The organism is Candidatus Levibacter sp. Uisw_134_01 (assembly GCF_047717795.1).
Classification (GTDB): Bacteria; Pseudomonadota; Alphaproteobacteria; order Puniceispirillales; family Marisalimonadaceae; genus Marisalimonas.
The window spans coordinates 1-25,404 of record NZ_CP159808.1 but is presented as its reverse complement, the minus strand read 5'-3'; the positions used below and the strand labels follow the sequence as shown (position 1 = coordinate 25,404).

The following is a 25,404-nucleotide window of genomic DNA, read 5'->3' as shown; positions in this document are numbered from 1 at the left end:
CTATAGTATTATTATTAATAAGTATTATCTATATAAATGTAACATAATCGAACTAGTTATTTGAAATGAATGCACTGCTAATATTAATCAATGAAATAATTACTCTCTACTTATATACTTTGTTCGTCTATGTAATCATGGGCCTGCTAGTTCAATTTCAAATGATTAATAACTATAATAAAATTATAAATACTATTTTTAGAGCACTTATTTCAATTCATGAACCATTATTGGGTAAAATTAGAAAATATATTCCATTATTATCGGGTATAGACTTGTCTCCAGTTATAGTAATACTGTTGCTGAGTTTTTTAAAAAACTTAATTACAGATTATAGACTAGGATTATAAAATATTTTTATGCAAAATATTAGTAAAATTATTAATGGTAAGCAGTATGCTGAAAATCTTCTTAAAGAAATTTTTCCATTAAGTAATCACTATTCAAAAAAATTTCTTCGCAACCCATGTTTAGCCGTCTTATTAGTTGGTGAAGATCCTGCAAGTAAAATATATGTTAAAAATAAGATACTTACAGCTGAAAAAAATAATATTACATCTGTCGAAATTAAGCTTCCTATTGATACTTCTGAAGAACATTTATTAAACGAAATATATAAATTAAATAAAGATACAAATGTAGATGGAATTCTTGTTCAACTTCCACTTCCACTTCATATTTCTGAAAAACTTATAATTCAATCAATTAATCCTTCTAAAGATGTTGATGGCTTTCATCCAATTAACTTTGGAAAGTTATTAATGGGTGACCCTGACTTTGTTCCTTGTACGCCGCTGGGGTGTTTCTATATGCTAAAAAAAGAATTGAATGAGTTGGATGGGAAAAATGTTGTGATTATTGGTCGATCTAATATTGTTGGCAAACCTATGGCCTCATTGTTACTTTCATCCAACTGTACTGTTACTGTAACTCACTCCAAAACAAAAAATCTCAAAGAACATTGTAGTGATGCTGATATTTTGATATCAGCAATTGGAAAACCTGAAATGATTGATGACACCTATATAAAACCCAATGCAATCATAATAGACGTTGGTATTAATAGATTAAAATTAGAGAATGCAAAAACTAATGAAAAAAAATATAAACTTGTAGGAGATATAAATTTTGAAAGTGTCATTAATGTTTCTCAAAAAATTACACCTGTTCCTGGTGGTGTTGGTCCAATGACAATTGCATGCTTAATGCATAATACGGTCAAAGCAGCCTTTTTAAATAAAAATGAAAAATTTGTTAATATTATTTAAGGATCTTTATAATGGATTGGTATAATATAATATTGTTTATATGCATGTCTTTAGTAGTTTTGATCCTTGCTTGGGGTCTAATAACTATGGCTAGAGGTGGCGAGTACAACAAATCAAAGAGCAACCTTATAATGAGATATAGAATAGTATTTCAGGCAGTAGCCATTTTAATTTTTGTTTGCCTATTAATATATAAGAGGTCTATTAATGGTTAAATTAAATAAAATTTATACTCGTACAGGGGATAACGGATCAACAGGTCTTACTGATGGAAGTAGAGTAGCAAAACATTCACCAAGGCCACAGGCTTATGGGTCTGTTGATGAATTAAATTCGTCATTAGGTTTAGTTTACTTGTGCTTAAACAATAATAATACTGACAACAAACGCCGCATAGAGATCAAAAATTTAATTAGAGAAATTCAAAATGACTTATTTGATCTAGGCGCAGACTTATCTACACCTATTTCTGAAACTAAGGAAAAATATCCTCCACTTAGAATAAAAAAGACTCAAGTTGAAAAAATTGAACAACAAATTGACAAGTTTAACAGTAATTTAAAACCATTGAATTCTTTTATCCTTCCAGGAGGAACAGAGGCGTCTTCTTTGCTTCATATGTCTAGAACAATTGCCAGAAGAGCAGAAAGAGACACCTCACTTTTAGGTAGCGAAGAACCTATAAATGCGCAATCTCTGATTTATCTAAATAGATTGTCTGACTTGTTATTTGTTTTATGTAGGGTCTTGAATGAAAATGGATTAAAGGATATTTTGTGGATTCCAGGTTTAAATCAAGATTAATTGATAATATATGTTAAAGGAGAAAAATTTGAAAATCTTAGTACCCGTTAAAAGAGTTGTGGATTATAACGTAAAAGTACGAGTTAAAAGCGATAATTCAGGCGTTGAGTTAGATAATGTTAAAATGTCCATGAACCCATTTGATGAAATAGCTGTTGAAGAAGCATTAAGACTTAAAGAAAAAGGAGTTGCAACAGAAGTAATAGCTATTTCTATAGGTGTATCTCAGGTACAAGAAACAATTAGAAATGCACTTGCTATGGGCGCAGATTCAGGCATTTTTGTTGAAGTTAATGAAACTTTAGAACCACTAAATATTGCAAAAATCATTTCATCTATAGCCAAAAAAGAAAATATTGATTTAATGATTTTGGGAAAACAAGCCATTGACGATGATATGAATGCTACTAGCCAAATGGTTGCCGCTTTATTAAATTGGCCACAAGCTACTTTTGCAAGTAAAATAGAAATTGATGATAAAATAGCAAAGGTAAGTAGGGAAGTTGATGGTGGCATTGAGAACATACAAGTTACTTTACCAGCAGTAATTAGTACAGACTTAAGACTAAATGAGCCTAGATATGCTAGCTTACCTAACATTATGAAAGCAAAAAAGAAACCTATCAATCAGATAAAAATTGAAGAACTTAAAATAGATATTAAGCAGCGTTTGGACATATTAAAAGTTGAGGAGCCATCTAAGCGTCAATCAGGTATAATGTTAAAAACTATTGAAGAATTAGTTGATAAATTAAAGAATGAAGCAAAAGTAATATAAATTCAATAAGGATATAAAATGAGTATATTAGTAATAGTTGAACATAACAATAATGAACTTTTACCAGCAACTTTACATACCGTAAATGCTGCTAAACAAATTGGAAATACAGATGTATTAGTTATTGGAAATAATTGTCAGACAGTGATTGAATCAACTAGTAAAATTGAAGGTATTAATGAGGTTCTATTTTGTGATGAAAAAATTTATGAAAACCCTTTAGCTGAAGATACTTCCATTTTAATTCATTCTATTGCTAAAAAATATACACATGTATTATTTTCTAATACAGCAAATGGTAAAAATACTGCTCCACGTTTAGCAGCATTGTTAGATGTAATGATCATTCCAGATGTTATTGAAATAATTGACATTGATACTTTTAAGAGACCAATATATGCAGGTAATGCAATTGCAACTTGCAAAAGTAACGATAACTTAAAAATATTAACAATAAGAACTACTGCTTTTGAAAAAGCTATTATCAGTGATAAAGAGACGAAAACCACCTCCATTAAATCTGGTGAAAAGACAACTTTGTCAAAGTACATAAATTCTGAACTTTCTAAAAATGAAAGACCTGAATTAACTGCAGCTGACATAGTGGTATCAGGTGGTAGAGGGCTAGGTTCTAGTGAAAACTTCCAAGTTCTTGAAAAACTTGCAGACAAACTTGGAGCTGCAATGGGAGCCAGCAGAGCTGCAGTTGATGCAGGATACGTTCCTAATGACTGGCAAGTTGGGCAAACTGGAAAAGTAGTAGCACCAAACTTATATATTGCAGCAGGAATTTCTGGAGCAATACAACACTTAGCTGGTATGAAAGATAGCAAGGTTATAGTTGCTATCAATAAAGATGAAGAAGCACCCATCTTTACAGTATCTGACTATGGGCTTTCTGAAGATTTATTTAAAGCAGTCCCTGAGATGGAAAAGTTAATTAAGTAAATTTATAATATTTTTAACAACCCTAGCTTCACCCCATTTCAAGATACCTTCGTGTTTTGACACTACTGATCCTTTTTTATTGATTATAATAGTTGTAGGAATGCCCTTTAATTTTAATGCTTTATAAATTTTCATGTCTTTATCAAAAAAATGGTTTAAATCGGATGCGCCGTTATTAAATAAAAAACTTAACTGTTCTTTAATATTTTTCTTATCTATAGAAATAGTTAATACTTCTATATTGTGCTTTTTAAGTTTTAAATTAAGCAAACTTAAGTCGGGTAGTTCTTTTTTACATGGAACGCACCAGGTAGCCCAAAAGTTGATTACATAACCTTCACTTGTTGAATTTTTTTCAAAATCAAAAATAAAAAGTTTTTCTTTACTATTTAAAATTGCTAGATTTGGAAATGGTATGCTGACACTCAGCTTTTTTAAGCTCTCAGAGGCTACAGCATTATTACTAAAAAGTATTAAGAGAAGGAATAATAATATTTTTTTATTAATTTTTGATGTATTCATGGTCTAAACTAATATAAGTATCAATAATTGTTAATTACTCAATATAGATTAAAAAATGAAAAAGACAGTTCTGAAGAACAAAATAATAGCAAAATATGGGGTGGTAGATTTTCATCATCTTCTAACAAATTAATGGAAGAGTTTAACTCATCTATTCAGTTTGATAAAAAACTATACAAACAAGATATTGAAGCTTCAATCGTCCATGCAGAAATGCTGTGTAAACAAAAAATTATATCTGAAAAAGATTTTAAATTAATAAAGACAGGTTTAAACAAAATTAAGACAGAAATATCTAATAATAACTTTACTTTTTCTATCAAGTTAGAAGATATCCATATGAATATAGAAAACAGATTAGTTGATTTAATTGGCGATGCTGGTAAAAAATTACATACTGGAAGATCTAGAAACGACCAAGTAGCTACAGATATAAAGTTATGGCTTAGGGATAGTATTGACCAAATCGAAATAAACCTGAAGTTACTTCAAAAAACATTAATGGATAAATCAGAACTGTATTATGACATGTTAATGCCTGGTTATACACATCTTCAGGTTGCACAACCAGTTACCTTTGGACACCACTTACTCGCCTACGTTGAAATGCTTGGTAGGGATAGAGGTAGATTAACTGATTGTAGAAAAAGATTGAATGAATTACCCTTAGGTTCAGCAGCTTTGGCTGGAACAAGTTATCCAATTGATCGTGATTTTGTTTCAAAAAAATTAGGATTTGATAAACCCACCAAAAATTCTATGGATGGGGTTTCAGATAGAGATTTTGCTGTTGAATTTATGTCAGCAGCCTCTTTGATTGCAATTCATTTATCTAGATTGGCCGAAGAGTTAGTTATTTGGTCTTCTGACAGATTTAATTTTATTAAATTACCTGAGAGTTTTACAACAGGTTCAAGTATTATGCCTCAAAAAAGAAATCCTGATGCTGCTGAGTTGATTAGAGCTAAGCCAGGAAGAATATTTGGGAATATGCTAAGCCTAATGACAGTACTAAAAGGGCTGCCAATGACATATGGAAAAGATATGCAAGAAGACAAAGAACCAATTTTCGATACAGCTAGGACTATACAAATGTGTATCGTAAATATGGATGGAATGATTAAAGGCTTGCAACCTATTCCTAATAATATGATTGAAGCTCTTCAAAAGGGCTTTCCAACTGCAACTGATTTAGCTGACTATTTAGTTATAAATTTAGATATACCTTTTAGAGACGCTCATCATCTCACTGGGCGAATAGTGTTATTAGCAGAGGAGAAAGATTGTACTTTAGAAAGTTTATCGTTAAAAGATATACAAAAAATTATTCCTGAGGCAGATAATAAAATTCTAGACGTTTTAAAGATACAAAACTCTGTTTCTAGTAGAAACTCATACGGCGGTACTGCTCCAAAAAATGTTCTAAAAGCTGCAAGAGAAGCTAAAAAAAGATTTTTAAAGGATTAAATCATATGAACTATAAAATATTAATTTTGATTACCTTCTTATTTTCTTCAATGTTTTTATATGCTTGTGGAAGAAAAGACGAACCAATTAAACCATCTGAAATCATTCTTAAGAATTAAATATTGTTATGTATTCATTAGGTTTTCATAGGAATAATAAAAAAGAGCTCTGTGTTCAAGGTATACCAATTAGTGATTTAGTTCAGAAATACGGTACACCTTTATTTATTTATGACAGTAAATTAATGGAAGAACGATATAATACTTTTGTAGAAACTATTTCTGTTGTTAAAGGAAATATTCATTACGCTGTGAAAGCAAATGATGCCCTTGCAATAATAAGTTATTTTTCTAAATTAGGGAGCGGTGCAGATATAGTTTCTATAGGCGAATTTGAAAAATGTGTTGCGGCTGGTATGTCTCCTCAAAAAATTATTTTTTCTGGGGTTGGTAAAGAAAACTCTGAAATTGAAATAGCACTTAAAAATAATATTCTACAATTTAATATTGAGTCAGAAGAAGAACTAGACGACATATTTAAGGTTGCATCTAAGTTAAAATTAAATGCAAACATATGTTTACGAGTTAATCCCAATATTGCTCCAAACACACATAAAAAAATATCTACAGGAGATAAAGAGACAAAATTTGGAATTGATTTTAAAAGTGTAAATTCTATATATAAAAAATTACATGAACTTAATTATATAACCCCCGTAGGTTTAGCAGTTCATATTGGTTCACAAATTTTTGATTTTAACTTTTTTTATCAAGCATATCTAAGTCTTAAAAATTTGGCGGATGATTTGGTTAGCAAAGGTTATAAGGTTCCAACTCTAGACCTAGGTGGAGGAATTGGAATAAATTATGAGAATAATCAAACCCCCGATTTTTCTTCTTATAAAAAGATTTTGTTAGATGTTTTTGCTGACACCAACTATAAGCTTAATTTTGAACCAGGAAGAAGCCTGATAGCTGAAGCAGGCATACTAGTCACAAAAGTAATTAGAAATAAGAAGACACAAGACAAAAACTTTATAATTGTTGATGCGGCCATGAATAACTTAATAAGGCCTACCTTATATGAGGCATACCACAAAGTTGAACCTGTTTTGAAAAAAAATAATTCTGTCATTGTTACTGATATTGTAGGACCAATTTGCGAAACCGGTGATTATATTGCCCTAGATAGAGAAATTGAAAAAGTCGAAAGTAGTGAACTGTTAGCTATAAGAACCACAGGAGCATATTCGTCAGTAATGAGATCTAATTACAATACAAGAGCTGACGCAAAAGAAATTATTATATATGACAAAAGGGATTACTTAATTAGAGAGCCAGAAACCGTAAAAGAATTAATTTCAAAAGAAAAAGTAGTAAATTATAATTAATTTCAAAATAACTTTTTTAAGATTACTGCTTTCACACTTATATTTTCTTCTTTAGAATTAATTCTAGAAAAATCGTTGAACTCAATAGTTGAAGAAGGCATTATTATCTTCTCGTTTGTAACTATAATTTTTTCCATTAAGATTTTTCTATCTTCTCTTATAGCTAAAATTCTTATTCTTGGAGTCAATATTGGTCTTAAAGAATTATTTTTAATGACTCCAGAAAACTTAACAGTCTCTTGCTGAATAGTAGCTACAAAATCAACCATTTTGATATGTCCTAATTCTACCAAAATAGGTAATTGAACACTACTCAAAACGTCGTTAATTTTTACTATATATTTTTCGGTGTTTTTAGGAAAATAAAAATAACTATAACTAAATAAAGCAGAACGAAAAAATAATAATGAAGAAAAAAACAAAATTAGAAAAATAAAAACAAAAGGAAAGAAATTAAATTTCTTCTTATCCTTTTTAATTTTATTCTTTATTGTGTCGACATTTTTTTCTTGTTTTACATCTTCCGATTTCAACTTAGACGCAGACAATTCTGAAGAAATTTCTGCAACGGATTTATTTTTTATGTCTAAAATTGGATTATTTTTTTTAGACATTTTTTTAGTTTGATCTTCAACAACAGATTTTATTGAAGCTAATTCACTTGTTACTTTTTCAGTTTGATTAATAGAATTATTTTTCTCAGCCTTAAGTTTGTTGTCTATATCAACATTTTTTTTCTTTGTATCTTCACTCGGTTTATCAGACAAGCTCCATTTTTCATTACAAACGCTACATTTTAACCAAAGCACATTTTTTGAAAGAATATTTTCATCCAAATCAAATGTTGTTCCACATGATTTACATGTTTTAAACATTATATAAAATTCCTAAACGTTAATATAAATTAATAATTATTGTATACTAACATACATTTTTTTGCCAACATGTTTACGTAAAAGAATTATGAACGTTAATATGGTAAAATTTATAAATAAATCTTCTTTTTTTATAATTCTTATTCTATTTATAAGTTATTTTTTTGTTGGTTTATTTAATTTTCAAGAAAAAATTTTATCCTTAGAAAAGAGTAGAAATATTGTTAACTCAAATATAGTAATTTTAACAGGCGGTTCAAATAGAATTAAAGAGGGCCTTAAAATTGTAAATAATATTAACAAGCTTACTAAAACTGACTTCAAAATACTTATCAGCGGAACGGGCAAGGGATTCACAAAAGCAACTTTAAAAAAAATACTTACTTCAGACTTTAATTTAAAATTGGTTGAATGCTGCATAGAACTTGAAAGTATATCTAAAGATACCTATTCAAACGCTTCTGAAACTTATAAATGGACTAAAAAAAATGATATAGATAATATTATTCTAATTACCAGTAATTATCATATGCCAAGGGCTATTTTAGAATTTAAAAACAGGATGCCAAATCAAAAAATTTTTACTTATCCTATCACTCCTAAAAATCATGATATTAAAAACTGGTTATATTCTTCAGACACGTTTTCTTTAATATTTTTTGAGTATTCAAAATTACTTATCGCTAGCTTAAGAATAAAAGTTATGAATATTTGATATTTTATTAACTTTGTCCAGCATCTATTATTCTTTCTCTAATAGACTTTGTTCTTGAAAAAAAAGAATGTAATTTTTCTCCATCCTTTTTTCTTATAGCTTTTTGTAAATCTGAAAGATCTTCATTAAATCTTTGGAGCATTTCAAGAACAGCTTCTGAATTGTTAACAAAAATATCTCTCCACATTATTGGGTCTGAAGAAGCAATACGAGTGAAGTCTCTAAAGCCTGAGGCAGAATATTTTATTACATCATTCTTTAGGTCAGACTCTAAATCTGAAGCTGTGCCAACTATTGTATATGCAATCAAGTGTGGTAAATGCGATGTAATAGCAAGGATTCTATCGTGATAATCAACATTTACTGTTTCAACGATTGATCCTAGTTTTTTAAAAAAAAGAGCTAATTCTTTAGTTTGTTTAGTTTCTTTATCAAAAACAATTAACCAATAACGATTTTCAAACAAGGCACTAAAGCCTGACCTTGGTCCAGAATATTCTGTGCCCGCTAAAGGATGTGAAGGAATAAAGTAATTATTTGTCGGAATAAAAGACATAACATCTTTAATAACTGAAAGCTTGGTTGATCCAGTATCTGTAACTAAAGCTTCTGGTTTTAAGTGTGGCGCAATTAAATTAGCAACAGATTTCATAGAACCAACAGGGATAGCAAGGATTATTAAATCAGCCTCTTGAACTGTTTCTTTAATATCATCACAAACATAGGTAGCTATTTTCATTTCAGAAACTATTGATCTATGTTCAGGATTAATATCATATGCAAAAGTTAATACCTTTTGATCTTCTTTAACCTTTATAGCATGTAAAATTGAGGTGCCAATTAGACCTAAACCAATTATAGAAACCTTGTTAAATATTATTGTCATTATCTTTTTCTAAAAATTTTTTCAATTCGTTTATTAATGTAATATTTTCTTTCTCAGTTCCAATTGATACTCGTAAATAATTAGGTAAATTATAAACAGCCATGCCTCTTACTAATATCCCTTTTTTTGCAAGAAAGTCTTCAGCGCTTTGAGCGCTATATTTAATATCATTTGGAAACTTTATTAATAGAAAATTTGTTAAAGATTTTTCAAAAGTTAAGTTTAATATTTTTAATTGTTTTTCAAACCATGCCATCCATTCAAAGTTGTGTGCAACAGACATTTTTTGAAAATCAATATCTTCAACCGCAGCTATGCCCGCAATTATTGCTGGAGTATTGACACTAAAGGGGCCTCTTACTTTCATCAGATTATCGATTATATATTGAGAACAATAGCCCCAACCTAAACGTAGGGACGCTAATCCATGCAATTTAGAAAATGTTCTCAACATAATTACATTCTCATTTTTTTCAACTAAACTACTACCATCAATGTAATCATGATGATTAATAAACTCGGAATACGCTGCATCATAAACTAATAATACATTTGGTGGGATAGAGCTATGTAATCTTATAACTTCATCTTTGGGTATAAATGTACCTGTAGGGTTGTTTGCATTAGCCAAAAATATAACTTTAGTTTTTTTATTAATTTTTGATAAAATATTATCTACGCTCGCGGTTAAACCATTATCTTTTGCTATAACCCCTTTTGCTCCTGCTACTGCTATAGCTTGAGGAAATTGTAAAAAACCATATTCCGTATATATGGCTTCATCTTTAGTATCTAAAAAAGCTTGTGCAATAATAGATATTAATTCGTCAGAACCGTTACCTAATATAATTCTATCCTTGTTAAGCGAATACCTTTTTCCAATAGCTCTAATTAAATCTTCACTTACTTGTGGTGGATATCTATGTAAATTTGTAGAAAAAGATTTTACAGCTTTAATAGCTTTCAAAGATGTTCCTAGGGCCCCTTCATTGGCTGAGAGTCTTATTAAGTTGTCAAGCTTACTCTTACCAAAATTTGGTTTATAAGTTTTTAATTTTTCAATACTACTTTTAGCAGAAATACTCATCATAAAATATCCTACGATTTATCATCTTTGAGTTTAATTATATTATAGCTCTTTTGATTTGTGCTTTTATAAAGTGGGACATTAGCTATAATCTCAAAATTAACTTTGATATCGGTATGTTTTTTAAGTTTACTCAAGCTTTTGCTGTCTATAAAACCTATCTCTATATCCTTGTTATCTAAAGATGCTAATAAACTTACTACACTTAAAAAGTGTGTGGTATCAAAATAATTTCCAAAATGTGCTGAATAAGCTGACTTAATCTCATCATCATTACCCGCAACACCTATTTTCAATACTTTTTGTATAGATAAATTTGCTGAAATTATTTGACGCCAAACTTTTTCAACTAAAAATTTATCTAATCCTAAAGTTACTAATTTTTTGATTAATTTTTCTTCTCTATCAGGATCAAAAGGGAAATCACCTTTTTTGGCATTCATAATTTTTGACGCTAAAGATTGTCTTTCTTTAATCATTTGACACAAACTAGTATCAATTTCATCAATTTTATTTCGAAGACTTTCTAATTCTAAATTATCCATTTTAAACCCTTATGATCTAACATATATATACTTATATTAAATAAAATAAACTTTTTGATTAATTTTTTTTAACAAATGTTTTAATTTAATATTAGTTAAAGCAATTTTTTACTTTTTAAAGAGATATACATGATCGAAATAAATATTATAAGTGCCCTATCAGATAACTATATTTATTTATTACGTAATATAGAAAAAAATATAACAGCTGTAGTTGACCCTGGAGAATCAAAACCCGTAGAAAAATTTTTAAATGATAAGGGATGGCATTTAGACGAAATAGTCAATACCCATCACCATCATGATCATACAGGTGGAAATAGACAACTTAAAGAAATTTATGGATCTAAATTAATTGCTCCTATCTATGAAAAAGAAAAAATTTCTAACATAGATGTTTTTGTTTCGGATAATGATGTAATTTCCATTGCTGGGTTAGAAACTAAGGTAATTCATACTCCAGGACATACACTAGGTCATGTTTGTTTTTATATACCCCATGAAAATATTCTTTTTTCAGGCGATACATTATTCTACCTAGGATGTGGACGTGTTTTTGAAGGGTCTATGGAGCAAATGTGCTCAAGTCTACTCAAACTTAAAAACTTACCTGATGAAACCTTGACTTATTGTGGGCATGAATACACACAATCTAATGCTAAATTTTCAAGTTATATTGACCCTTATAATGAATTATTACAAACAGCTATTTCTGAAATAAATATGAAAAGAACTAATTTAGAACCTACTATCCCTTTTTCCTTAGGAAAAGAGAAAAAAATCAACCCATTCTTAAGAGTTGACGATACAAAATTTACTAACTCCATCAAATTACAAACCACTAGCGTTGTTGAATCGTTCAAAGAAATTCGATTACAGAAAGACAATTTTTAAATATTTGATATCTCATAGGCAACTTCACAGTCGTTAAAAATATCTGGTTTGCAAATTGTTACTCTAGAACCAACAACAAATTTGTTTTCGTTAATGATTAAATGTATCTTATTAGTTAACACCTCAAGTAATTGAAAATGTTGGCTGTCAACAATATCCTTAGCAGCTTTTCTAAACTGGCTATAATCTTGTGTTTCTTTTAAGTTATCATCTTTTGGCTCTGTTTCATTTGTCATAAGTATTTCTAAATTTATAATAATTTTTTGTTTATTTTTTTTTTCTTCTTCATAAACACCAATTGATGCCATCAACTCTAAGTGATTAATAAAAATCTTTCTTTTTTTTATCTTCATATTGTGTGTCCTATTATAAACCAACATCTTTTCTAGGTGGAGCTAGATGTGCTCCACCGTCGAGAAGAGTTACATGACCTGTCATTGATCTAGATTTTATTATAAGTTGAATTGTACTTGTAATTTCTTCAACTGTTGAAGATGCTTTAAGTAGATTTTGTTTATGAGATTTTTTAAAAGCTTTTTGGTCCTGCCCAGGTGCAAGTAATGTAATTCCAGGAGCTATACCGTTTACTCTTAAACAAGATGAATATGAAAGTGCTGACATTTTTGTAAGTCCATACATTGCTTGTTTAGATAATGTATAAGTATAATAATCTGGATTAAGTCCAAAAATTTTAGCATCGAGTATATTTATGACAAAGCCTTGCGTATTTTTTTTTTGTTTTTGCATTTTTATTGTGTAATTTGCAAGAGCTTGAGTAAGTATTGCTGGAGCAGTAAAATTAACAGACATGTGATTATATAAATCATCAAAATTAAAATTATTGCTATTGTCGTAGTTAAAATAACCAGCGTTATTTATTAATCCAACCCATAACGATTCATTTACCTCAATGTTTTTAATTAATTTTTCAATACCTGATTTTTTTGCTAAATCAGCTTGATATAAATTTACTTTACCTCCTATTTTAACTAATTCTTCTGCTGTTTCTTCAGCTAATTTTTTTGATTTGTTATAATGGAGTGCAATTGACCATCCAGCTTCAACTAAATCTGTTATTATAAATTTACCTAATCTTTTAGCAGAAGCAGTGACTAAAATTGTTTTATCTTCATGTATCACAATCTAATTCCTTTTCAATTACTTCATATGAACTGTCTCTGATTAATTTTAAATAATTTAAAAAAGTATTATCTTCTAGTGATTTTCTAAGCCCTAATTTTTGCCATGAATCTGATTTTATACATTTTGGTTGTACGTATCTTTTAATAAGATTTATTGGAGCTCTTCCGGTAACTAAAACCTCATCACTCAATAAAGCTGCCTCTTCAATAGAGTGAGTAACCATGACAACAGTAACCAATTCCTTTTTTATAATTGAAATAAGTTCTGTAGAAATAATTTCTCTACTTAGGTTATCTAAAGCAGCAAATGGTTCGTCTAATAACAATAATTTAGGCTTAAATAATAGAGCTCTTGCAATTGCAACTCTTTGTAACATTCCACCAGACAATTGATAAGGAAAAAGATTTGTAGAGCTTTCTAAACCAACATCTTTTATAACTCTGATCGCCTCAGTTTCAAAGTTTGTTCTATAGCTGTTTTTCGCTAGAACAATATTTTGATAAACATTTAACCAAGGCATAAGGGCAACGTTTTGTTGAACTAATGTAATTTTACGAAAAATTTTATTTATTTTTTTATTTTCGAATGTTATTTGACCTTTTTGATAACCAATGAGGCCAGCTATCATTTTTAATAAAGATGTTTTTCCAGATCCTGATGGACCAATTATACTCGTAAAAATACCATTTTTAATATTTAAGTTTAAATTTTGACAAATTTTTTTTTGATTATGATGATCACTGTAAGAGAAATAAATTTTTTCAAAACATAAATCATTATTGCAACTCATTGACATCTATTTAAGGACCTTCAATAATAAAGTCGGGAATTATTCCAGTCTTTTTAATCATTTTAGCAACATTTTCATCTCTAAATAAGCCATGTTTTGTCATTAATACTGATTTAATACCAAAGCTATTAGCTCCTAATATATCAGTATGAAGAGTGTCACCAACCATTCCAATCCTTGATAGAGGAATATGCCTTCCAGATAACTCTGTTATTCTATTCATTGCAAGTTCATAGATAGTTGGAAAAGGTTTTCCTAACCAGAAAGGAAGATTTACACCATTAGAAATTAGATGTGATACAAAATAGGCCGGTTCAATGCTAAAGTTACTCTTATGAGGTGCGACTATATCTGGATTTGCTACAAACAAAGGCCTAGGATTATTTTTTAAAGAATCACATAATATATCTTGCCATACAGTGTCCCATTGAATCGTGCCTAACAAAACAAATGAATTTACCTCTTCAAATATAGAAAAATCTTGTTCTAATTCAACACAATCTAAATCAGGTATAATAAAATCGTTGCCCATATTCCCCATTACACCTAGAGGACCATTAGGTTTGTTATATGTTAAAAAGATCTCCGCTGCTTCTCTACTCGAAATTATCTCATCTTGTGAAAACTCTAAACCTAGAGCAGACAACTGGTCTCTTTTAATAAAACTGTTGTTACTTGCACCATTGGTAACCACTAAGAGTGTAATACCTTTTTCTCTAGCCTTATCTAGTGTAGCAATTATTCCAGGAACCAAAGCAGAACCTGAATTTAAAACACCAAAAGCATCAAGTAGCAATGCATCAAAATTATCTAAAATATCTTCTAACTTAGGAGCAGCAATTGTTGTTTGGCTGTTATCTTGAAAATAAGGAAAAAATGGGCGCATATTCTCATAAAGATCAACAACGCTTTCTGCATTTATATCTTTAATAGATGGAATCTTAAAACTTTCTTTAAATTGAAATTTTTCTAATATAAATTCTGGTTTTACAAGGTAGTTATCCATATTAATGATTAATCCTAAAAAAGTTAATTTTACGAAAGGTATTAAATGTCAAAAAAAATTCTTATCATTGGATCAGGAATAGCAGGAATTGCAGCATCATTAAAGCTAAAATCTTATGGCTTGGAATCAACTATAGTAGATAAAGGAAACTTTATAGGGGGCAGAATAGGAACAAGAGAAGAGAAGGTAGGGAAAAATACATATTATTTTTTTCATGGCGCACAATTTTTCACAGCCAAAAATAATAATTTCAAAAAAATAATAAATCTTGGTATTAAAGAACACTATATCAAGAAATTTGGAGACTTTTCTCCTCCAAGGTTTAGAGGATTTCCTACTATGAGAAATTTTTTAACTAATATTTCTAAAGATATAAATATACAACAAAACTTCAAGATTACTGGATTAAAAAAAATAAATAAAAAAATAAGTGCGCTAGATGAAAAAAGCAAATCTTGGAATGTTTTTGACGCTGTTATATCTACTATACCAGCTCCTCAAAATTTAGAACTAATGAATAACTTTCCTGTTTTGAAACAATCATTGAAAACAGCCTCTTATGATGCATGTATGGCGCTCATGTTTTATTTTGATGAACATCCTTTAAAAATACCTGATTATTTTGAATTTTATAATAACCCTAGTATTTTAAGTTGGATGGCAGCAAGTAATAACAAAAGATATTGGACCGCTCATACTAAGGGATCATATTCAAACCTAAACTTGAATACCAACAAATTACTAATTAAAAATGAAATTTTATCTTCAATTGAAGAGTTTTTATCTGTCTTCATGAATAGGCCTAATATTAATTTTTCTAGTTTACATGTTTGGAAATATGCCAAAATAAAACAAATTGTGGTTGGCAAACAAATTGACCCTGAATTTCCAATTGCAATTGCAGGTGATTTTATGGAAGGGCCCAATGTTGAGTCAGCTTTTATATCAGGAGAAAAAGCTGCTGAGTTAGTATTCAATAGACTTGGTTAATTAATTAAATTATTATTTATATATTAAGGAAGAGTAATAATATGATAAATCTTAAAACCTCAGTTCTTGAGCTTGTTGACAACGCTAAAAAAGAAATTAATAACATAAATGTTAGTGATGCATTAAAATTACATGATGATAAAACTAATTTGTTTATTGATATAAGAGATATTAGAGAAATCCAAAAATCTGGACGTATTTTAGGAGCCAAACATGTACCAAGATGCATGTTAGAATTTTGGATAGACCCTAAAAGTCCCTACCACAAAACTTTTTTTAATGATGATTTACGATTTATTTTCTATTGTGCATCTGATTGGCGATCTGCACTCGCCACTCAAACAGCCAACAATATAGGGCTCCTCAATACAGCTCATCTTTTAGGTGGTTATAGTAAATGGTTAGAATTAAAAGGCCCTATACAAGAACCAATATAATATTACAAAACAACCATTATAAATAGTGAGTAATTTTCATTTTTAATTTAATACCCCTAACTTTTGCTATATTATGGTCATCTGCTTTTATTACCAGTAAAATTATTATTGATAATGCTAGCCCTTTTATATCCCTTTCCCTAAGGTTTATTATAGTTGCATTTATATTTTTTATATTTTTCATATGCTTTTCAAAATATAAAAAAATTTCTATCAAGGCTTTTTTTGAAGCGTCTATTAGTGGTTTATTATTTCATGGATTATATCTAGGTGGTGTTTTTTATGCGTTATCTAAGGGTATTTCTGCCAGTCTAATAGCACTAATTGTATCACTCCAACCTATTTTAACTTCAATACTTGCAAAAATTTACTTGAATGAACAACTATCTTTATTCCAATGGTTAGGAATTTTTCTGGGGTTTTGTGGAGCATTTATAATTATTTTATCTGATCTATCTCAAGGCTTAACCTTACTAGCATTTACGGCTGGTTTAGTTGGACTAATTTCTTCTTCACTAGGTATTATATGGCAAAAAAGGATCATTGACGAACTTCCTTTATCTGCAAATAACTTTATACAAGCATTAAGTGCTTCGATTTTTCATCTTTTTTTAGCTCTTTGCTTTGAAAATTACTTTATTAATTTTTCTGATAGTTTTTTTATAGCAATGTCGTGGCAAATATTTGCTATTTCATTGGGTGCATTTTTAATTTTAATGTGGCTTTTAGAACGTAACAAAGCAAATCAAACTTCAACATTGTTTTTTTTAATACCGCCTATTTCAGCTATAATGGCGTATTTTATTCTAGATGAACAATTTTCTTACTTAGATTTTTTAGGATTATTTATTTCATCTATTGGTGTTTTTATAGTTACCAAATATCAAAGTAAGAGTTAAAAAGTTAATTAAGTTGTATTTTTTATTTGTAATTGATAATGTTATTTATCAAAGCCTTTTTATGTGAGAGTGTTTGAAAAACCGCCGAAGGAGCAACCACCCCGGAAACTCTCAGGCAAATGGAACATAAAAAGTTGATAATCTGGAGAGTGATGTTTTATACATCCACCGAAGGGGTAAGCCATATTTGGTCAATCTTTCAGGTTCCGTGACAGATGGGGTTACTTGCATTTTGCAAAAGTTTGTTACGGAGTTAATTATGAAGAATATCGCAATTATTGGAGCTGGAATTACTGGTATAACAACAGCATACCAACTTCTAGAAAGGGGCTATAATGTCTCTGTGTTTGATAAAAATCGCTATGCCGCAATGGAAACTAGCTTTGCAAATGGAGGTCAGTTATCTGCTTGCAATGCTGAAGTTTGGAATAGTTGGTCTACAATAGGTAAAGGTATCCAGTGGATGCTAAAAAAAGACGCTCCTCTATTATTTAGTCCCAAAATGAATTTTCATAAAGCGCGTTGGTTAATTAGTTTTATGAGTAATATTCCAAATCACAAAAAAAATACAATTTTAACTGCCAAAATGGCTATAGAAAGTAGAGATGAATTTAAAAGAATTTTAAATAAAGAAAATATTAAGCTTGATCTTGAGGAAAAGGGAATTCTTCATTTATGTGATAATGAAATTTCTTTGATTCATGGTAGGAAAGTTAATAAATGGCTTAATGAAGCTGGATTAAGCCGAAAAGAAGTCTCAATTGATGAAATGATATCAATAGAACCTTCTTTAAATTTAAAAAATTTTGTAGGTGGCTTTTATACAGATAGCGATATGTCAGGTGATATACATAAATTTACTATGCTCCTTGCACAAGCTTGTATGAATAAGGGGGTTACATTTTATTATGAAACAGAAGTTAAAAAAATTAATCACAATAAAAAACAACCTATTATATCTTTTACGCAGTCTGATAACAAACATAAACAAAATTATGATGCAATTGTAATATGTGCAGGTGTGAATAGTAAATTTCTTGCTAATGATTTAGGTGATAATGTAAATATTTATCCTGTTAAAGGATATTCAATTACATTATTATTAGAAGATAGAGACAGTGTTGATCATGCACCATATGTCTCTTTATTAGACGATAAAGCTAAGATAGTCTCTAGTAGATTAGGAAAAAATAGATTTAGAGTTGCAGGCACAGCTGAATTTAATGGATATAATAAAGATATAAGGGCTGACAGAATAAACCCTCTAATAAAATGGTGTAACGAACTTTTTCCTAAAGTCTCTACTGAACATGCCATTCCATGGGCAGGATTAAGGCCAATGACACCAAGCATGGTCCCACGTGTTGGAAGTGGTAAATTACCAGGTATTTATTATAACACCGGACACGGACACCTTGGATGGACCTTAAGTGCTTTTACTTCTCAGCAAATTTCAGATCATATTTTGAGACAAGATAATTTTGAACATTAAACATCTAAATTACTAACTTTTAAAGCATTATCTTGTATAAAATTTCTTCTGTGTTCAACAGTTTCACCCATCAATGTAGAAAATGTTTCTTCTGCATCTCCCTCATTTTCAACTTTTACTTGAAGTAAAAATCTTGCATTAGGGTCAAGTGTAGTTTCCCATAATTGAACTGGATTCATTTCTCCTAAACCCTTATATCTATTTACTTGAGACCCTTTTTTTCCATTGTCTGTAATTTTTTGAGCTAAATCAATAGGGCCATTTAGATCATAGTTTTTTTCATTAATTGTAAAAACGCATTTATTTGCAAAATGATCATTGAGAAAATCTTTCATGCTATTCAAAACTTTTGCTTCATCTGAAGTAAGATCATCCTCGGTTAAAATGAGAATATCTTTTACACCTCTATTAATCCTATATATTTCAATTGATTTTTTATTATCATTTTCTTTAGCATAATTATATTTTGCATTCCAACGAGTTGAATCTTCACTTAATAAATTATTTAATCTTTCTGTTATTGTTAAGAGATGATTTTCATTATTAAGTAAATCAATATTAAAAAGGCCTAAAATAGCTATTTGCGAAATAATATCTGGGAAGCCTAATACTTTTCCAATTTTATCAATAATTCTTTTTGCTTGTATTGACTTCTCAACCGAATTTTTTAAATCTTGGCCTAAAATTGTTTGGTTATTTCCTATTGATAACGAAACGTCTTTAATTCCTGAATTGATTAAATAATTGTCAAGAGCTGATTGATCTTTCAAATATACTTCAGATTGACCATGCTTAGCTCTGAATAGGGGTGGTTGGGCGATATATAAATAACCAGCATCTACTAGAGGTCTCATATGTCGAAAGAAAAAAGTTAATAGCAAAGTTCTTATGTGGCTACCATCAACATCAGCGTCTGTCATAATAATTATTTTGTGATATCTAGCTTTTTCCAAATCAATCTCAGAATTACCAACACCTGCTCCAATAGCTGTAATTAATGTGCCAATTTCAACTGAAGAAAGCATTTTATCTATTCGTGCGCGCTCTACATTTAAGATCTTTCCTCTTAGCGGCAAAATGGCTTGATTAGATCTATCTCTACCTTGTTTAGCAGAGCCACCTGCAGAGTCTCCCTCAACTAAAAATATTTCTGATTTAGAAGGATCTTTCTCCTGGCAGTCTGCTAATTTACCTGGAAGACTAGCTATGTCCATTACACCTTTTCTTCTGGTTAATTCACGAGCCCTTTTTGCTGCCTCACGAGCACTAGCAGCTTCATATGCTTTAGCAATTATTTTCTTAGCTTCTGTGGGATGCTCATCAAACCATTGATTTAAAGACTCTGATACTAATTGTTCAACTACGGGCCTCACTTCACTAGATACTAATTTATCCTTGGTTTGGCTGGAAAATTTAGGATCAGGAATTTTTAAAGACAATACGGTTGTTAACCCTTCCCTACAGTCTTCACCGGATAATTGTAATTTTTCTTTCTTGGCTATACCAGAATTAACAGAATAACCATTAATTACTCTTGTTAATGCAGCTCTAAAACCTGCTAAATGAGTACCGCCATCTCTTTGTGGAATGTTGTTTGTGAAACAAAGTGTAGTTTCATGGTAGCCATCAGTCCATTCCATTGAAATATCCACAGTAATGCCGTCTTTTTCATGCGTTGTTGCTATGACGTCATGTATTGCATTTCTTGATCTATTCAAATATTCAATATAAGCTTTTAATCCACCTTCGTAAAAAAAAGTTACTTTTTTTTCATCTTCTTCTCTCTGATCAATTAAATCTATGTGAACGCCACTATTTAAAAAAGCTAATTCTCTAATACGATTCTCTAATATTGAATAATCAAAAATACATTTTGTAAAAGTAATCGCACTAGGTTTAAAATTAATTTCGGTTCCTGTTTTTTTATTGTCTTCACCTACAATATTTAAACGATCATTTGCTACACCATTTGTGAAGGCTATTTTATAAACCTTATTATTTCTATATATTGTAAGACTTAAGGCTTCAGATAAAGCATTTACAACAGAAATACCTACACCATGAAGACCACCAGATACTTTATAAGAATTATTATCAAATTTTCCTCCTGCGTGTAATTGCGTCATAATTACTTCTGCAGCAGAAACACCTTCTTCAGGATGAATATCTACTGGAATACCTCTTCCATTGTCTGAGACTGTAACAGAGCCATCTTTTAATAATTTCACCTGAATTAAGTCACAATGACCTGCCAACGACTCGTCTATCGAATTATCCAAAACCTCATAGACCATGTGATGTAGACCAGATCCGTCGTCTGTATCTCCAATATACATTCCAGGTCTTTTTCTTACAGCATCTAGTCCTTTAAGAACTTTAATTGAGTCAGCATCATAATTTGATACTTCATTATTTGCGTCTAACTCTTTCTCAGACATTGAATGTTCTCCATTTTATAATCATAACAACCTTTAAGATCACCTGTTACTTTAGGAAGATAAATCTTATCAATTTTTTTAGGATAATCCTTAAAAGCTTCTTTACTGGTACTCGTAAACCAAGATTGAGCACAATGCCTTGATATCTCTAAAAATAATGCGGTCTTATGTTTCTCATCTAAATGCTCTACTATATCATCCAATAACAAAATAGGAGCCATGTTATATTTAATATTTAACATCCTAGCATGAGACAAAATAATAGAAATTAAAATTAACTTTTGCTCACCTGTTGAAGAGATTTCTACACACTTATTATTTATTCTATTTACTATCTCTATTTTAGTAGTATGAGGACCACAAACGGGAGCATCATTATCAAAACGTGATTTTTTTAAAATAACCTTAACATAATCCTCAACTTCCAAAGCTGATTTTTTAAGAAGCAAATCCTCAATCTGACCTTTTAATTTTATTTCAGCTGGAGGAAAAGTATCAACTAAATCATTATTTTGAAATTCTTCATTAAATAAATTATTCAAAGCTTGAACCAACTCAAGCCTGCTTGCAATAATAGCAATTGCTAATTCTGAAATCTGATTTTCTATAGAGTTTAACCAAGTAGGATCACTGTTAAATTGTAAGATAACGTTACTTCTTTGTCTGAGAAGTTTTTGATACTTATAAACCCTACCTATATGAAGAGTATCTAATGATGAAGTTAAACTATCAAGAAAACGTCTCCTTTCACTCATACCAGATTGAAACAAAATACACATTTGTGGTGTAATCCATGATATTTTTAAAATTTTTCCTAATTCTATCTGAGAACAATTTTCTGAGTTAACTCTTACAATTCTTGATTTTTTTTGAGAGTTTTCTTTTAAACCCGTACCTATATTTATATTACCATCAGGAGTTACAATATCAGCATTGATACCCCAATATTTTTGAGGATTATTATTAAAAACACTTTGGGTAAAGTAGTCTTCTATTTTTGACTTCCTTATTCCTTTACCTTGGCTCAACAATGAAATTGCTTCTAATATATTTGTCTTACCACAACCATTTTCTCCATAAATTAATATTGCAGATTCAGGAGTTTTCATTGATAAACTAGAATGATTTCTAAAATTAGTTAAATTCAACTTTTTAAGATAAAAATGATTATGATATCCAATATTATTAATATCTTTTTTTAAACTTAAAATATTATTATTCATTTTTGTCCTAGAATTTTATTGGATACTAACTTATAGTTAGACTCTCATCGGCATTAAAACAAAAATAACACCATCTTGATCTGGATCCGTAATCAACGCAGGTGAAGAAGAGTCTGATAATAATATTTCTATTTCTTTACCTTGTATCTGAGCGGCTATATCTAAAAGATATTTTGCATTGAATCCTATTTCTAAATTATCATAATTGTAATCAATTTCTAGTTCTTCAGAAGCGTTTCCTAAATCATGACTACTCACATTTAGAGATAATAAATTATTAATTAAAGACAACTTAACAGCTCTTGATTTTTCTATAGACACAGTTGACACTCTATCAATTGCTTTTGAAAATTCAGATTTAGAAACCATTAACTTATTTAAGTTTTCCTTAGGAATTACCCTTTGATAATCAGGAAATGTACCATCAATTAATTTTGTGGTTAAAATTGTATTGGGGAAAATAAATTTAACCTTAGTGTCAGAAATAATTATTTCAACGGAACCATCTGTAAGATCTGTTAATTTTCTTATTTCACCAACAGCTTTTCTAGGTAGTATTATACTAGGAATATTTTCAGCACCATTTGGCAATGGAATCTCGGCTTGAGCTAAACGATGACCATCAGTAGCAACTGCTCTCAACTTGTCTTTATTTGCGTCAGGTACGTGAAAGAATATACCATTTAAATAATATCGCGTTTCCTCAAGTGAAATAGCAAATTTAGTATTATCAATCAAGCTTGCAAGATCAACTGATTGTATGAAAAACTTACTCACGTTTTCTATCTCTGACATTATTGGATAATCATCAACTGGCAAAGTAGGAAGAATAAATTTAGATTTACCTGCAGAAACTTCTAAGTTTGTATCAGTCAATTTTATACTTATTTCAGATCCGTCTGTTAATTTTCTAACAATATCGTATAGAGTATGAGCAGAAACTGTAACTTTACCCTGAGTAGATACTATACATCTTGCTGTTTCTACAATATCCATATCCATATCAGTAGCTGTAAATGACACTTTTGAAGAATTTGTTTCTATTAATACATTAGATAAAATTGGTATTGTATTTCTTCTTTCTACAATAGAATAAATATGTCCAAGTGGTTTAAGTAGAGTGTTTCTTTCTATAGTAAAATCCATATTTTAACCTCAGCTATTTTCTAAAAAACCTAATGCTTAATCAAAGATTAACATAGCATGTTAAGGGTTGTTTCAGCAAGTAATTACATAAGTGGATTTTAAACAAAAATTATGCTTCCGTTTAAGAAGAAATGATTAATTTTTTGAGAGATTTGAGTTTTTTTTGTAAAATAAGGTCTTGTGTTGATAAGGCAACAATTTTTTTAACTGCATGAATAACTGTAGTATGGTCTTTACCTCCAAATGCCTTGCCTATTTCTGGATAAGAACAGCTAGTCATATCTTTACAAAGATACATGGCCATTTGTCTAGGTCTAGCAATGCTAATTGATCTTCTAGAAGAAGTCATGTCAGACAGTTTCAAGTCAAAATATGACGCAACTTGTTCTTGAATAAAGTTAATAGAGATTGTTTTTTCATTAACATTAAGTAAATCTGATAATAATTCTTTTGAGTTTTCTAAACAAATTTCTCTTCCAGTTAACTCATAATTTGCGCATATTCTATTAAGGGCTCCTTCCAACTCTCTAATATTATTAGAAATTTGTTTTGCTAAAAATTCTAAAACCTCATTTGGAATATCTATTTTAAGTTGATTAACTTTTTTATTTAAAATATTCATTCTTAATTCAAAGTTAGTTGGAAGAAAATCAACAACAAGTCCACCACCTAATCTTGATTTTAATTTTTCATCCAGATCAAGTAATTCAAACGGCGACTTATTAGAAGAAATTATTATTTGTTTACCCTGATTAATAAGATCATTAAAAGTATAAAAAAACTCTTCCTGAGTAGATTCTTTTCCACCAATAAACTGAATGTCGTCAATAATTAAAACATCAAGAGACCTGAACTGATCTTTAAATTTAATTGTATCTTTTGATCTTATAGCTCTTATAAATTGATACATAAAGCGCTCTGCAGACATAAAAACAGTTTTAAGATTAGGATGTTTTTGGTTTAATTCTATTGCAATAGCATTCAATAAATGTGTCTTACCCATTCCAACATTTCCATGTATGTAAAGAGGATTGTAAGAGGAGAATTGGTTTTGCGTCATTCTTTTTGAAGCGGCAAAAGGCATTTGGTTTGAATTACCAACAACAAAATTCTCAAAAGTAAGTTTTGAATTTAATTTGATTGAAATACTGTCTATAAAAGGCATAATAGTTTTAGTTTTGATACTAATATTCTTATCAATATAATTTTGTTCTACTGGTAAATTTTTTTCCTTTATTGAATTGATCTTTACAAATTTAATTTCTTTTAAATTATCAAAAAATTTATTTGCCTCAAAAAAAATTGTTTCATAATATTGCGTCTCTGCTCTGCTTGATATCAATGCAGAACTAACAGAAAGATATAATATTTTATTTTTATATTCTAAGAACTGAATAGGTTCTATCCAGGCTTTCCAGACAATTTCTTTTACAATTTTTGAAATTTGTGACTTTGTAATTTCCCAATTTTGTTTTTCTGTTTCTTGATTGGAGACTACATTTTCAAAGGAGGCATTTTTGTTCTCATTAATTAAGCCTTGATTAAAAATATTTTTTGTCATTGAAAAAATCTCTTCAAAAAATTAAACAATCATTAAATTAGATATTCATAATATAGCTATAAAAAGTATCCGCAATGAAATGGGAAATAATAAATTTAAA

Annotated in this window: 28 protein-coding genes and 1 riboswitch; of the genes, 14 read left to right on the top strand and 14 right to left on the bottom strand. The window is 29.6% G+C overall.

The features are described 5' to 3' along the window. Positions 1 to 65 precede the first annotated feature (65 nt). Genes ABXT66_RS00140 through ABXT66_RS00115 form a run of 6 tightly spaced genes read left to right on the top strand, consistent with a single transcriptional unit; the run spans position 66 to position 3,798 of the window. A complete protein-coding gene (locus ABXT66_RS00140; RefSeq protein WP_443643643.1) occupies positions 66 to 350 on the top strand; it encodes a YggT family protein in 285 nt (94 codons plus the stop codon). 9 nt (positions 351 to 359) lie between these two features. After that, on the top strand, positions 360 to 1,268 hold the full coding sequence (locus ABXT66_RS00135; protein ID WP_443643642.1) for a bifunctional 5,10-methylenetetrahydrofolate dehydrogenase/5,10-methenyltetrahydrofolate cyclohydrolase: 909 nt from the start codon (positions 360 to 362) through the stop codon (positions 1,266 to 1,268). A gap of 11 nt (positions 1,269 to 1,279) precedes the next feature. Continuing rightward, complete coding sequence (locus tag ABXT66_RS00130; protein WP_443643641.1) at positions 1,280 to 1,483, top strand: twin transmembrane helix small protein; 204 nt, start codon at positions 1,280 to 1,282, stop codon at positions 1,481 to 1,483. Beyond that, entirely contained in the window at positions 1,476 to 2,072 is a 597-nt protein-coding gene (locus tag ABXT66_RS00125) for a cob(I)yrinic acid a,c-diamide adenosyltransferase (RefSeq protein ID WP_443643640.1), read from the top strand. Before ABXT66_RS00130 ends, ABXT66_RS00125 begins: the two co-directional genes overlap by 8 nt. 28 nt (positions 2,073 to 2,100) lie before the next feature. Next, the gene (locus ABXT66_RS00120) at positions 2,101 to 2,850 is read left to right on the top strand and encodes an electron transfer flavoprotein subunit beta/FixA family protein (protein ID WP_443643639.1); all 750 of its coding nucleotides are present in this window, start codon (positions 2,101 to 2,103) and stop codon (positions 2,848 to 2,850) included. Between the two features lie 18 nt (positions 2,851 to 2,868). Then, positions 2,869 to 3,798, top strand: coding sequence for an electron transfer flavoprotein subunit alpha/FixB family protein (locus ABXT66_RS00115; protein ID WP_443643638.1), 930 nt, complete (start codon positions 2,869 to 2,871; stop codon positions 3,796 to 3,798). On the opposite strand, the gene ABXT66_RS00110 is transcribed toward ABXT66_RS00115, so the two are convergent. Further along, a complete protein-coding gene (locus tag ABXT66_RS00110) occupies positions 3,787 to 4,320 on the bottom strand; it encodes a TlpA disulfide reductase family protein (protein ID WP_443643637.1) in 534 nt (177 codons plus the stop codon). The two genes, ABXT66_RS00115 and ABXT66_RS00110, sit on opposite strands and share 12 nt — an antisense overlap. A gap of 33 nt (positions 4,321 to 4,353) precedes the next feature. Here ABXT66_RS00110 and argH point away from each other — a divergent pair, with 33 nt between their 5' ends. Together argH and lysA are read left to right on the top strand one after the other, a co-directional pair. Beyond that, positions 4,354 to 5,787: an argininosuccinate lyase gene (gene argH, locus ABXT66_RS00105; RefSeq protein ID WP_443644742.1), complete on the top strand. Its 1,434-nt coding sequence runs from the start codon at positions 4,354 to 4,356 to the stop codon at positions 5,785 to 5,787. A 127-nt stretch (positions 5,788 to 5,914) separates the two neighbouring features. Continuing rightward, positions 5,915 to 7,177: a diaminopimelate decarboxylase gene (lysA, locus tag ABXT66_RS00100; protein ID WP_443643636.1), complete on the top strand. Its 1,263-nt coding sequence runs from the start codon at positions 5,915 to 5,917 to the stop codon at positions 7,175 to 7,177. A 2-nt stretch (positions 7,178 to 7,179) separates the two neighbouring features. On the opposite strand, the gene ABXT66_RS00095 is transcribed toward lysA, so the two are convergent. Continuing rightward, positions 7,180 to 8,052 carry a zinc-ribbon domain-containing protein gene (locus ABXT66_RS00095; RefSeq protein WP_443643635.1) on the bottom strand — a complete coding sequence of 291 codons (873 nt, stop codon included), beginning with the start codon at positions 8,050 to 8,052 and terminating at the stop codon, positions 7,180 to 7,182. Positions 8,053 to 8,152: 100 nt separating this feature from the next. On the opposite strand from ABXT66_RS00095, the gene ABXT66_RS00090 reads away from it, so the two are divergent. After that, positions 8,153 to 8,767 (top strand): YdcF family protein, encoded by a 615-nt coding sequence (locus ABXT66_RS00090; protein WP_443643634.1) that lies wholly within the window; start codon positions 8,153 to 8,155, stop codon positions 8,765 to 8,767. Between the two features lie 7 nt (positions 8,768 to 8,774). On the opposite strand, the gene ABXT66_RS00085 is transcribed toward ABXT66_RS00090, so the two are convergent. The 3 genes from ABXT66_RS00085 to ABXT66_RS00075 are packed head-to-tail and all read right to left on the bottom strand — an operon-like array spanning position 8,775 to position 11,285. Continuing rightward, complete coding sequence (locus tag ABXT66_RS00085) at positions 8,775 to 9,653, bottom strand: prephenate dehydrogenase/arogenate dehydrogenase family protein (protein ID WP_443643633.1); 879 nt, start codon at positions 9,651 to 9,653, stop codon at positions 8,775 to 8,777. Next, a complete protein-coding gene (locus tag ABXT66_RS00080; RefSeq protein WP_443643632.1) occupies positions 9,637 to 10,740 on the bottom strand; it encodes a pyridoxal phosphate-dependent aminotransferase in 1,104 nt (367 codons plus the stop codon). The genes ABXT66_RS00085 and ABXT66_RS00080 overlap by 17 nt, the downstream gene beginning before the upstream one ends. Before the next feature lie 11 nt (positions 10,741 to 10,751). Next, positions 10,752 to 11,285, bottom strand: a complete 534-nt coding sequence (locus tag ABXT66_RS00075; protein WP_443643631.1) for a chorismate mutase — start codon at positions 11,283 to 11,285, stop codon at positions 10,752 to 10,754. A 129-nt stretch (positions 11,286 to 11,414) separates the two neighbouring features. On the opposite strand from ABXT66_RS00075, the gene gloB reads away from it, so the two are divergent. After that, on the top strand, positions 11,415 to 12,179 hold the full coding sequence (gene gloB, locus ABXT66_RS00070) for a hydroxyacylglutathione hydrolase (RefSeq protein WP_443643630.1): 765 nt from the start codon (positions 11,415 to 11,417) through the stop codon (positions 12,177 to 12,179). On the opposite strand, the gene ABXT66_RS00065 is transcribed toward gloB, so the two are convergent. From ABXT66_RS00065 to ABXT66_RS00050, 4 genes are read right to left on the bottom strand one after another with little or no spacing between them, the layout of a single operon-like run. Next, positions 12,176 to 12,532, bottom strand: coding sequence for a dihydroneopterin aldolase (locus tag ABXT66_RS00065; RefSeq protein ID WP_443643629.1), 357 nt, complete (start codon positions 12,530 to 12,532; stop codon positions 12,176 to 12,178). The genes gloB and ABXT66_RS00065 overlap by 4 nt on opposite strands. Positions 12,533 to 12,545: 13 nt before the next feature. Then, positions 12,546 to 13,319, bottom strand: coding sequence for an SDR family NAD(P)-dependent oxidoreductase (locus ABXT66_RS00060; RefSeq protein ID WP_443643628.1), 774 nt, complete (start codon positions 13,317 to 13,319; stop codon positions 12,546 to 12,548). Beyond that, the gene (locus tag ABXT66_RS00055) at positions 13,309 to 14,112 is read right to left on the bottom strand and encodes an ATP-binding cassette domain-containing protein (RefSeq protein ID WP_443643627.1); all 804 of its coding nucleotides are present in this window, start codon (positions 14,110 to 14,112) and stop codon (positions 13,309 to 13,311) included. Before ABXT66_RS00055 ends, ABXT66_RS00060 begins: the two co-directional genes overlap by 11 nt. A 10-nt stretch (positions 14,113 to 14,122) precedes the next feature. Further along, positions 14,123 to 15,118: an HAD-IIA family hydrolase gene (locus ABXT66_RS00050; RefSeq protein WP_443643626.1), complete on the bottom strand. Its 996-nt coding sequence runs from the start codon at positions 15,116 to 15,118 to the stop codon at positions 14,123 to 14,125. A gap of 45 nt (positions 15,119 to 15,163) precedes the next feature. Between ABXT66_RS00050 and ABXT66_RS00045 the strand changes: the two genes are divergently transcribed. Together ABXT66_RS00045 and ABXT66_RS00040 are read left to right on the top strand one after the other, a co-directional pair. Continuing rightward, entirely contained in the window at positions 15,164 to 16,108 is a 945-nt protein-coding gene (locus tag ABXT66_RS00045) for an NAD(P)-binding protein (RefSeq protein WP_443643625.1), read from the top strand. Between the two features lie 41 nt (positions 16,109 to 16,149). Beyond that, positions 16,150 to 16,545 (top strand): rhodanese-like domain-containing protein, encoded by a 396-nt coding sequence (locus ABXT66_RS00040; protein ID WP_443643624.1) that lies wholly within the window; start codon positions 16,150 to 16,152, stop codon positions 16,543 to 16,545. A gap of 16 nt (positions 16,546 to 16,561) precedes the next feature. Here ABXT66_RS00040 and ABXT66_RS00035 read toward each other — a convergent pair whose 3' ends face one another. Then, the gene (locus ABXT66_RS00035; protein ID WP_443643623.1) at positions 16,562 to 16,729 is read right to left on the bottom strand and encodes a hypothetical protein; all 168 of its coding nucleotides are present in this window, start codon (positions 16,727 to 16,729) and stop codon (positions 16,562 to 16,564) included. On the opposite strand from ABXT66_RS00035, the gene ABXT66_RS00030 reads away from it, so the two are divergent. After that, positions 16,650 to 17,444 (top strand): DMT family transporter, encoded by a 795-nt coding sequence (locus tag ABXT66_RS00030; RefSeq protein WP_443644741.1) that lies wholly within the window; start codon positions 16,650 to 16,652, stop codon positions 17,442 to 17,444. The two genes, ABXT66_RS00035 and ABXT66_RS00030, sit on opposite strands and share 80 nt — an antisense overlap. Before the next feature lie 52 nt (positions 17,445 to 17,496). Next, positions 17,497 to 17,581, top strand: a riboswitch (glycine riboswitch). Positions 17,582 to 17,703: 122 nt separating this feature from the next. Beyond that, on the top strand, positions 17,704 to 18,936 hold the full coding sequence (locus ABXT66_RS00025) for a D-amino acid dehydrogenase (RefSeq protein WP_443643622.1): 1,233 nt from the start codon (positions 17,704 to 17,706) through the stop codon (positions 18,934 to 18,936). On the opposite strand, the gene gyrB is transcribed toward ABXT66_RS00025, so the two are convergent. The 4 genes from gyrB to dnaA all read right to left on the bottom strand — a co-directional run bounded on the left by gyrB (position 18,933) and on the right by dnaA (position 25,304). After that, positions 18,933 to 21,374, bottom strand: coding sequence for a DNA topoisomerase (ATP-hydrolyzing) subunit B (gene gyrB / locus ABXT66_RS00020; protein ID WP_443643621.1), 2,442 nt, complete (start codon positions 21,372 to 21,374; stop codon positions 18,933 to 18,935). The genes ABXT66_RS00025 and gyrB overlap by 4 nt on opposite strands. Beyond that, positions 21,356 to 22,597, bottom strand: coding sequence for a DNA replication/repair protein RecF (gene recF / locus ABXT66_RS00015; protein WP_443643620.1), 1,242 nt, complete (start codon positions 22,595 to 22,597; stop codon positions 21,356 to 21,358). The genes gyrB and recF overlap by 19 nt, the downstream gene beginning before the upstream one ends. Before the next feature lie 36 nt (positions 22,598 to 22,633). Continuing rightward, positions 22,634 to 23,743 carry a DNA polymerase III subunit beta gene (dnaN, locus tag ABXT66_RS00010; RefSeq protein ID WP_443643619.1) on the bottom strand — a complete coding sequence of 370 codons (1,110 nt, stop codon included), beginning with the start codon at positions 23,741 to 23,743 and terminating at the stop codon, positions 22,634 to 22,636. A 121-nt stretch (positions 23,744 to 23,864) separates the two neighbouring features. Continuing rightward, a complete protein-coding gene (gene dnaA / locus ABXT66_RS00005; RefSeq protein WP_443643618.1) occupies positions 23,865 to 25,304 on the bottom strand; it encodes a chromosomal replication initiator protein DnaA in 1,440 nt (479 codons plus the stop codon). Positions 25,305 to 25,404: the final 100 nt, after the last annotated feature.

Excerpts from the sequence above, each read along its gene's own strand:
- ABXT66_RS00125 (WP_443643640.1), top strand. The coding sequence starts at position 1,476 with ATGGTTAAATTAAATAAAATTTATACTCGTACAGGGGATAACGGATCA.
- lysA (WP_443643636.1), top strand. The coding sequence starts at position 5,915 with ATGTATTCATTAGGTTTTCATAGGAATAATAAAAAAGAGCTCTGTGTT.
- ABXT66_RS00045 (WP_443643625.1), top strand. The coding sequence starts at position 15,164 with ATGTCAAAAAAAATTCTTATCATTGGATCAGGAATAGCAGGAATTGCA.
- recF (WP_443643620.1), bottom strand. The coding sequence starts at position 22,597 with ATGAATAATAATATTTTAAGTTTAAAAAAAGATATTAATAATATTGGA.
- ABXT66_RS00095 (WP_443643635.1), bottom strand. The coding sequence starts at position 8,052 with ATGTTTAAAACATGTAAATCATGTGGAACAACATTTGATTTGGATGAA.
- ABXT66_RS00025 (WP_443643622.1), top strand. The coding sequence starts at position 17,704 with ATGAAGAATATCGCAATTATTGGAGCTGGAATTACTGGTATAACAACA.
- ABXT66_RS00055 (WP_443643627.1), bottom strand. The coding sequence starts at position 14,112 with ATGAGTTGCAATAATGATTTATGTTTTGAAAAAATTTATTTCTCTTAC.
- ABXT66_RS00065 (WP_443643629.1), bottom strand. The coding sequence starts at position 12,532 with ATGAAGATAAAAAAAAGAAAGATTTTTATTAATCACTTAGAGTTGATG.
- dnaA (WP_443643618.1), bottom strand. The coding sequence starts at position 25,304 with ATGACAAAAAATATTTTTAATCAAGGCTTAATTAATGAGAACAAAAAT.
- ABXT66_RS00110 (WP_443643637.1), bottom strand. The coding sequence starts at position 4,320 with ATGAATACATCAAAAATTAATAAAAAAATATTATTATTCCTTCTCTTA.
- ABXT66_RS00115 (WP_443643638.1), top strand. The coding sequence starts at position 2,869 with ATGAGTATATTAGTAATAGTTGAACATAACAATAATGAACTTTTACCA.
- ABXT66_RS00040 (WP_443643624.1), top strand. The coding sequence starts at position 16,150 with ATGATAAATCTTAAAACCTCAGTTCTTGAGCTTGTTGACAACGCTAAA.
- ABXT66_RS00135 (WP_443643642.1), top strand. The coding sequence starts at position 360 with ATGCAAAATATTAGTAAAATTATTAATGGTAAGCAGTATGCTGAAAAT.
- ABXT66_RS00080 (WP_443643632.1), bottom strand. The coding sequence starts at position 10,740 with ATGAGTATTTCTGCTAAAAGTAGTATTGAAAAATTAAAAACTTATAAA.
- ABXT66_RS00130 (WP_443643641.1), top strand. The coding sequence starts at position 1,280 with ATGGATTGGTATAATATAATATTGTTTATATGCATGTCTTTAGTAGTT.
- gloB (WP_443643630.1), top strand. The coding sequence starts at position 11,415 with ATGATCGAAATAAATATTATAAGTGCCCTATCAGATAACTATATTTAT.
- ABXT66_RS00050 (WP_443643626.1), bottom strand. The coding sequence starts at position 15,118 with ATGGATAACTACCTTGTAAAACCAGAATTTATATTAGAAAAATTTCAA.
- ABXT66_RS00140 (WP_443643643.1), top strand. The coding sequence starts at position 66 with ATGAATGCACTGCTAATATTAATCAATGAAATAATTACTCTCTACTTA.
- ABXT66_RS00085 (WP_443643633.1), bottom strand. The coding sequence starts at position 9,653 with ATGACAATAATATTTAACAAGGTTTCTATAATTGGTTTAGGTCTAATT.
- ABXT66_RS00035 (WP_443643623.1), bottom strand. The coding sequence starts at position 16,729 with ATGAAAAATATAAAAAATATAAATGCAACTATAATAAACCTTAGGGAA.
- ABXT66_RS00090 (WP_443643634.1), top strand. The coding sequence starts at position 8,153 with ATGGTAAAATTTATAAATAAATCTTCTTTTTTTATAATTCTTATTCTA.
- dnaN (WP_443643619.1), bottom strand. The coding sequence starts at position 23,743 with ATGGATTTTACTATAGAAAGAAACACTCTACTTAAACCACTTGGACAT.
- gyrB (WP_443643621.1), bottom strand. The coding sequence starts at position 21,374 with ATGTCTGAGAAAGAGTTAGACGCAAATAATGAAGTATCAAATTATGAT.
- ABXT66_RS00075 (WP_443643631.1), bottom strand. The coding sequence starts at position 11,285 with ATGGATAATTTAGAATTAGAAAGTCTTCGAAATAAAATTGATGAAATT.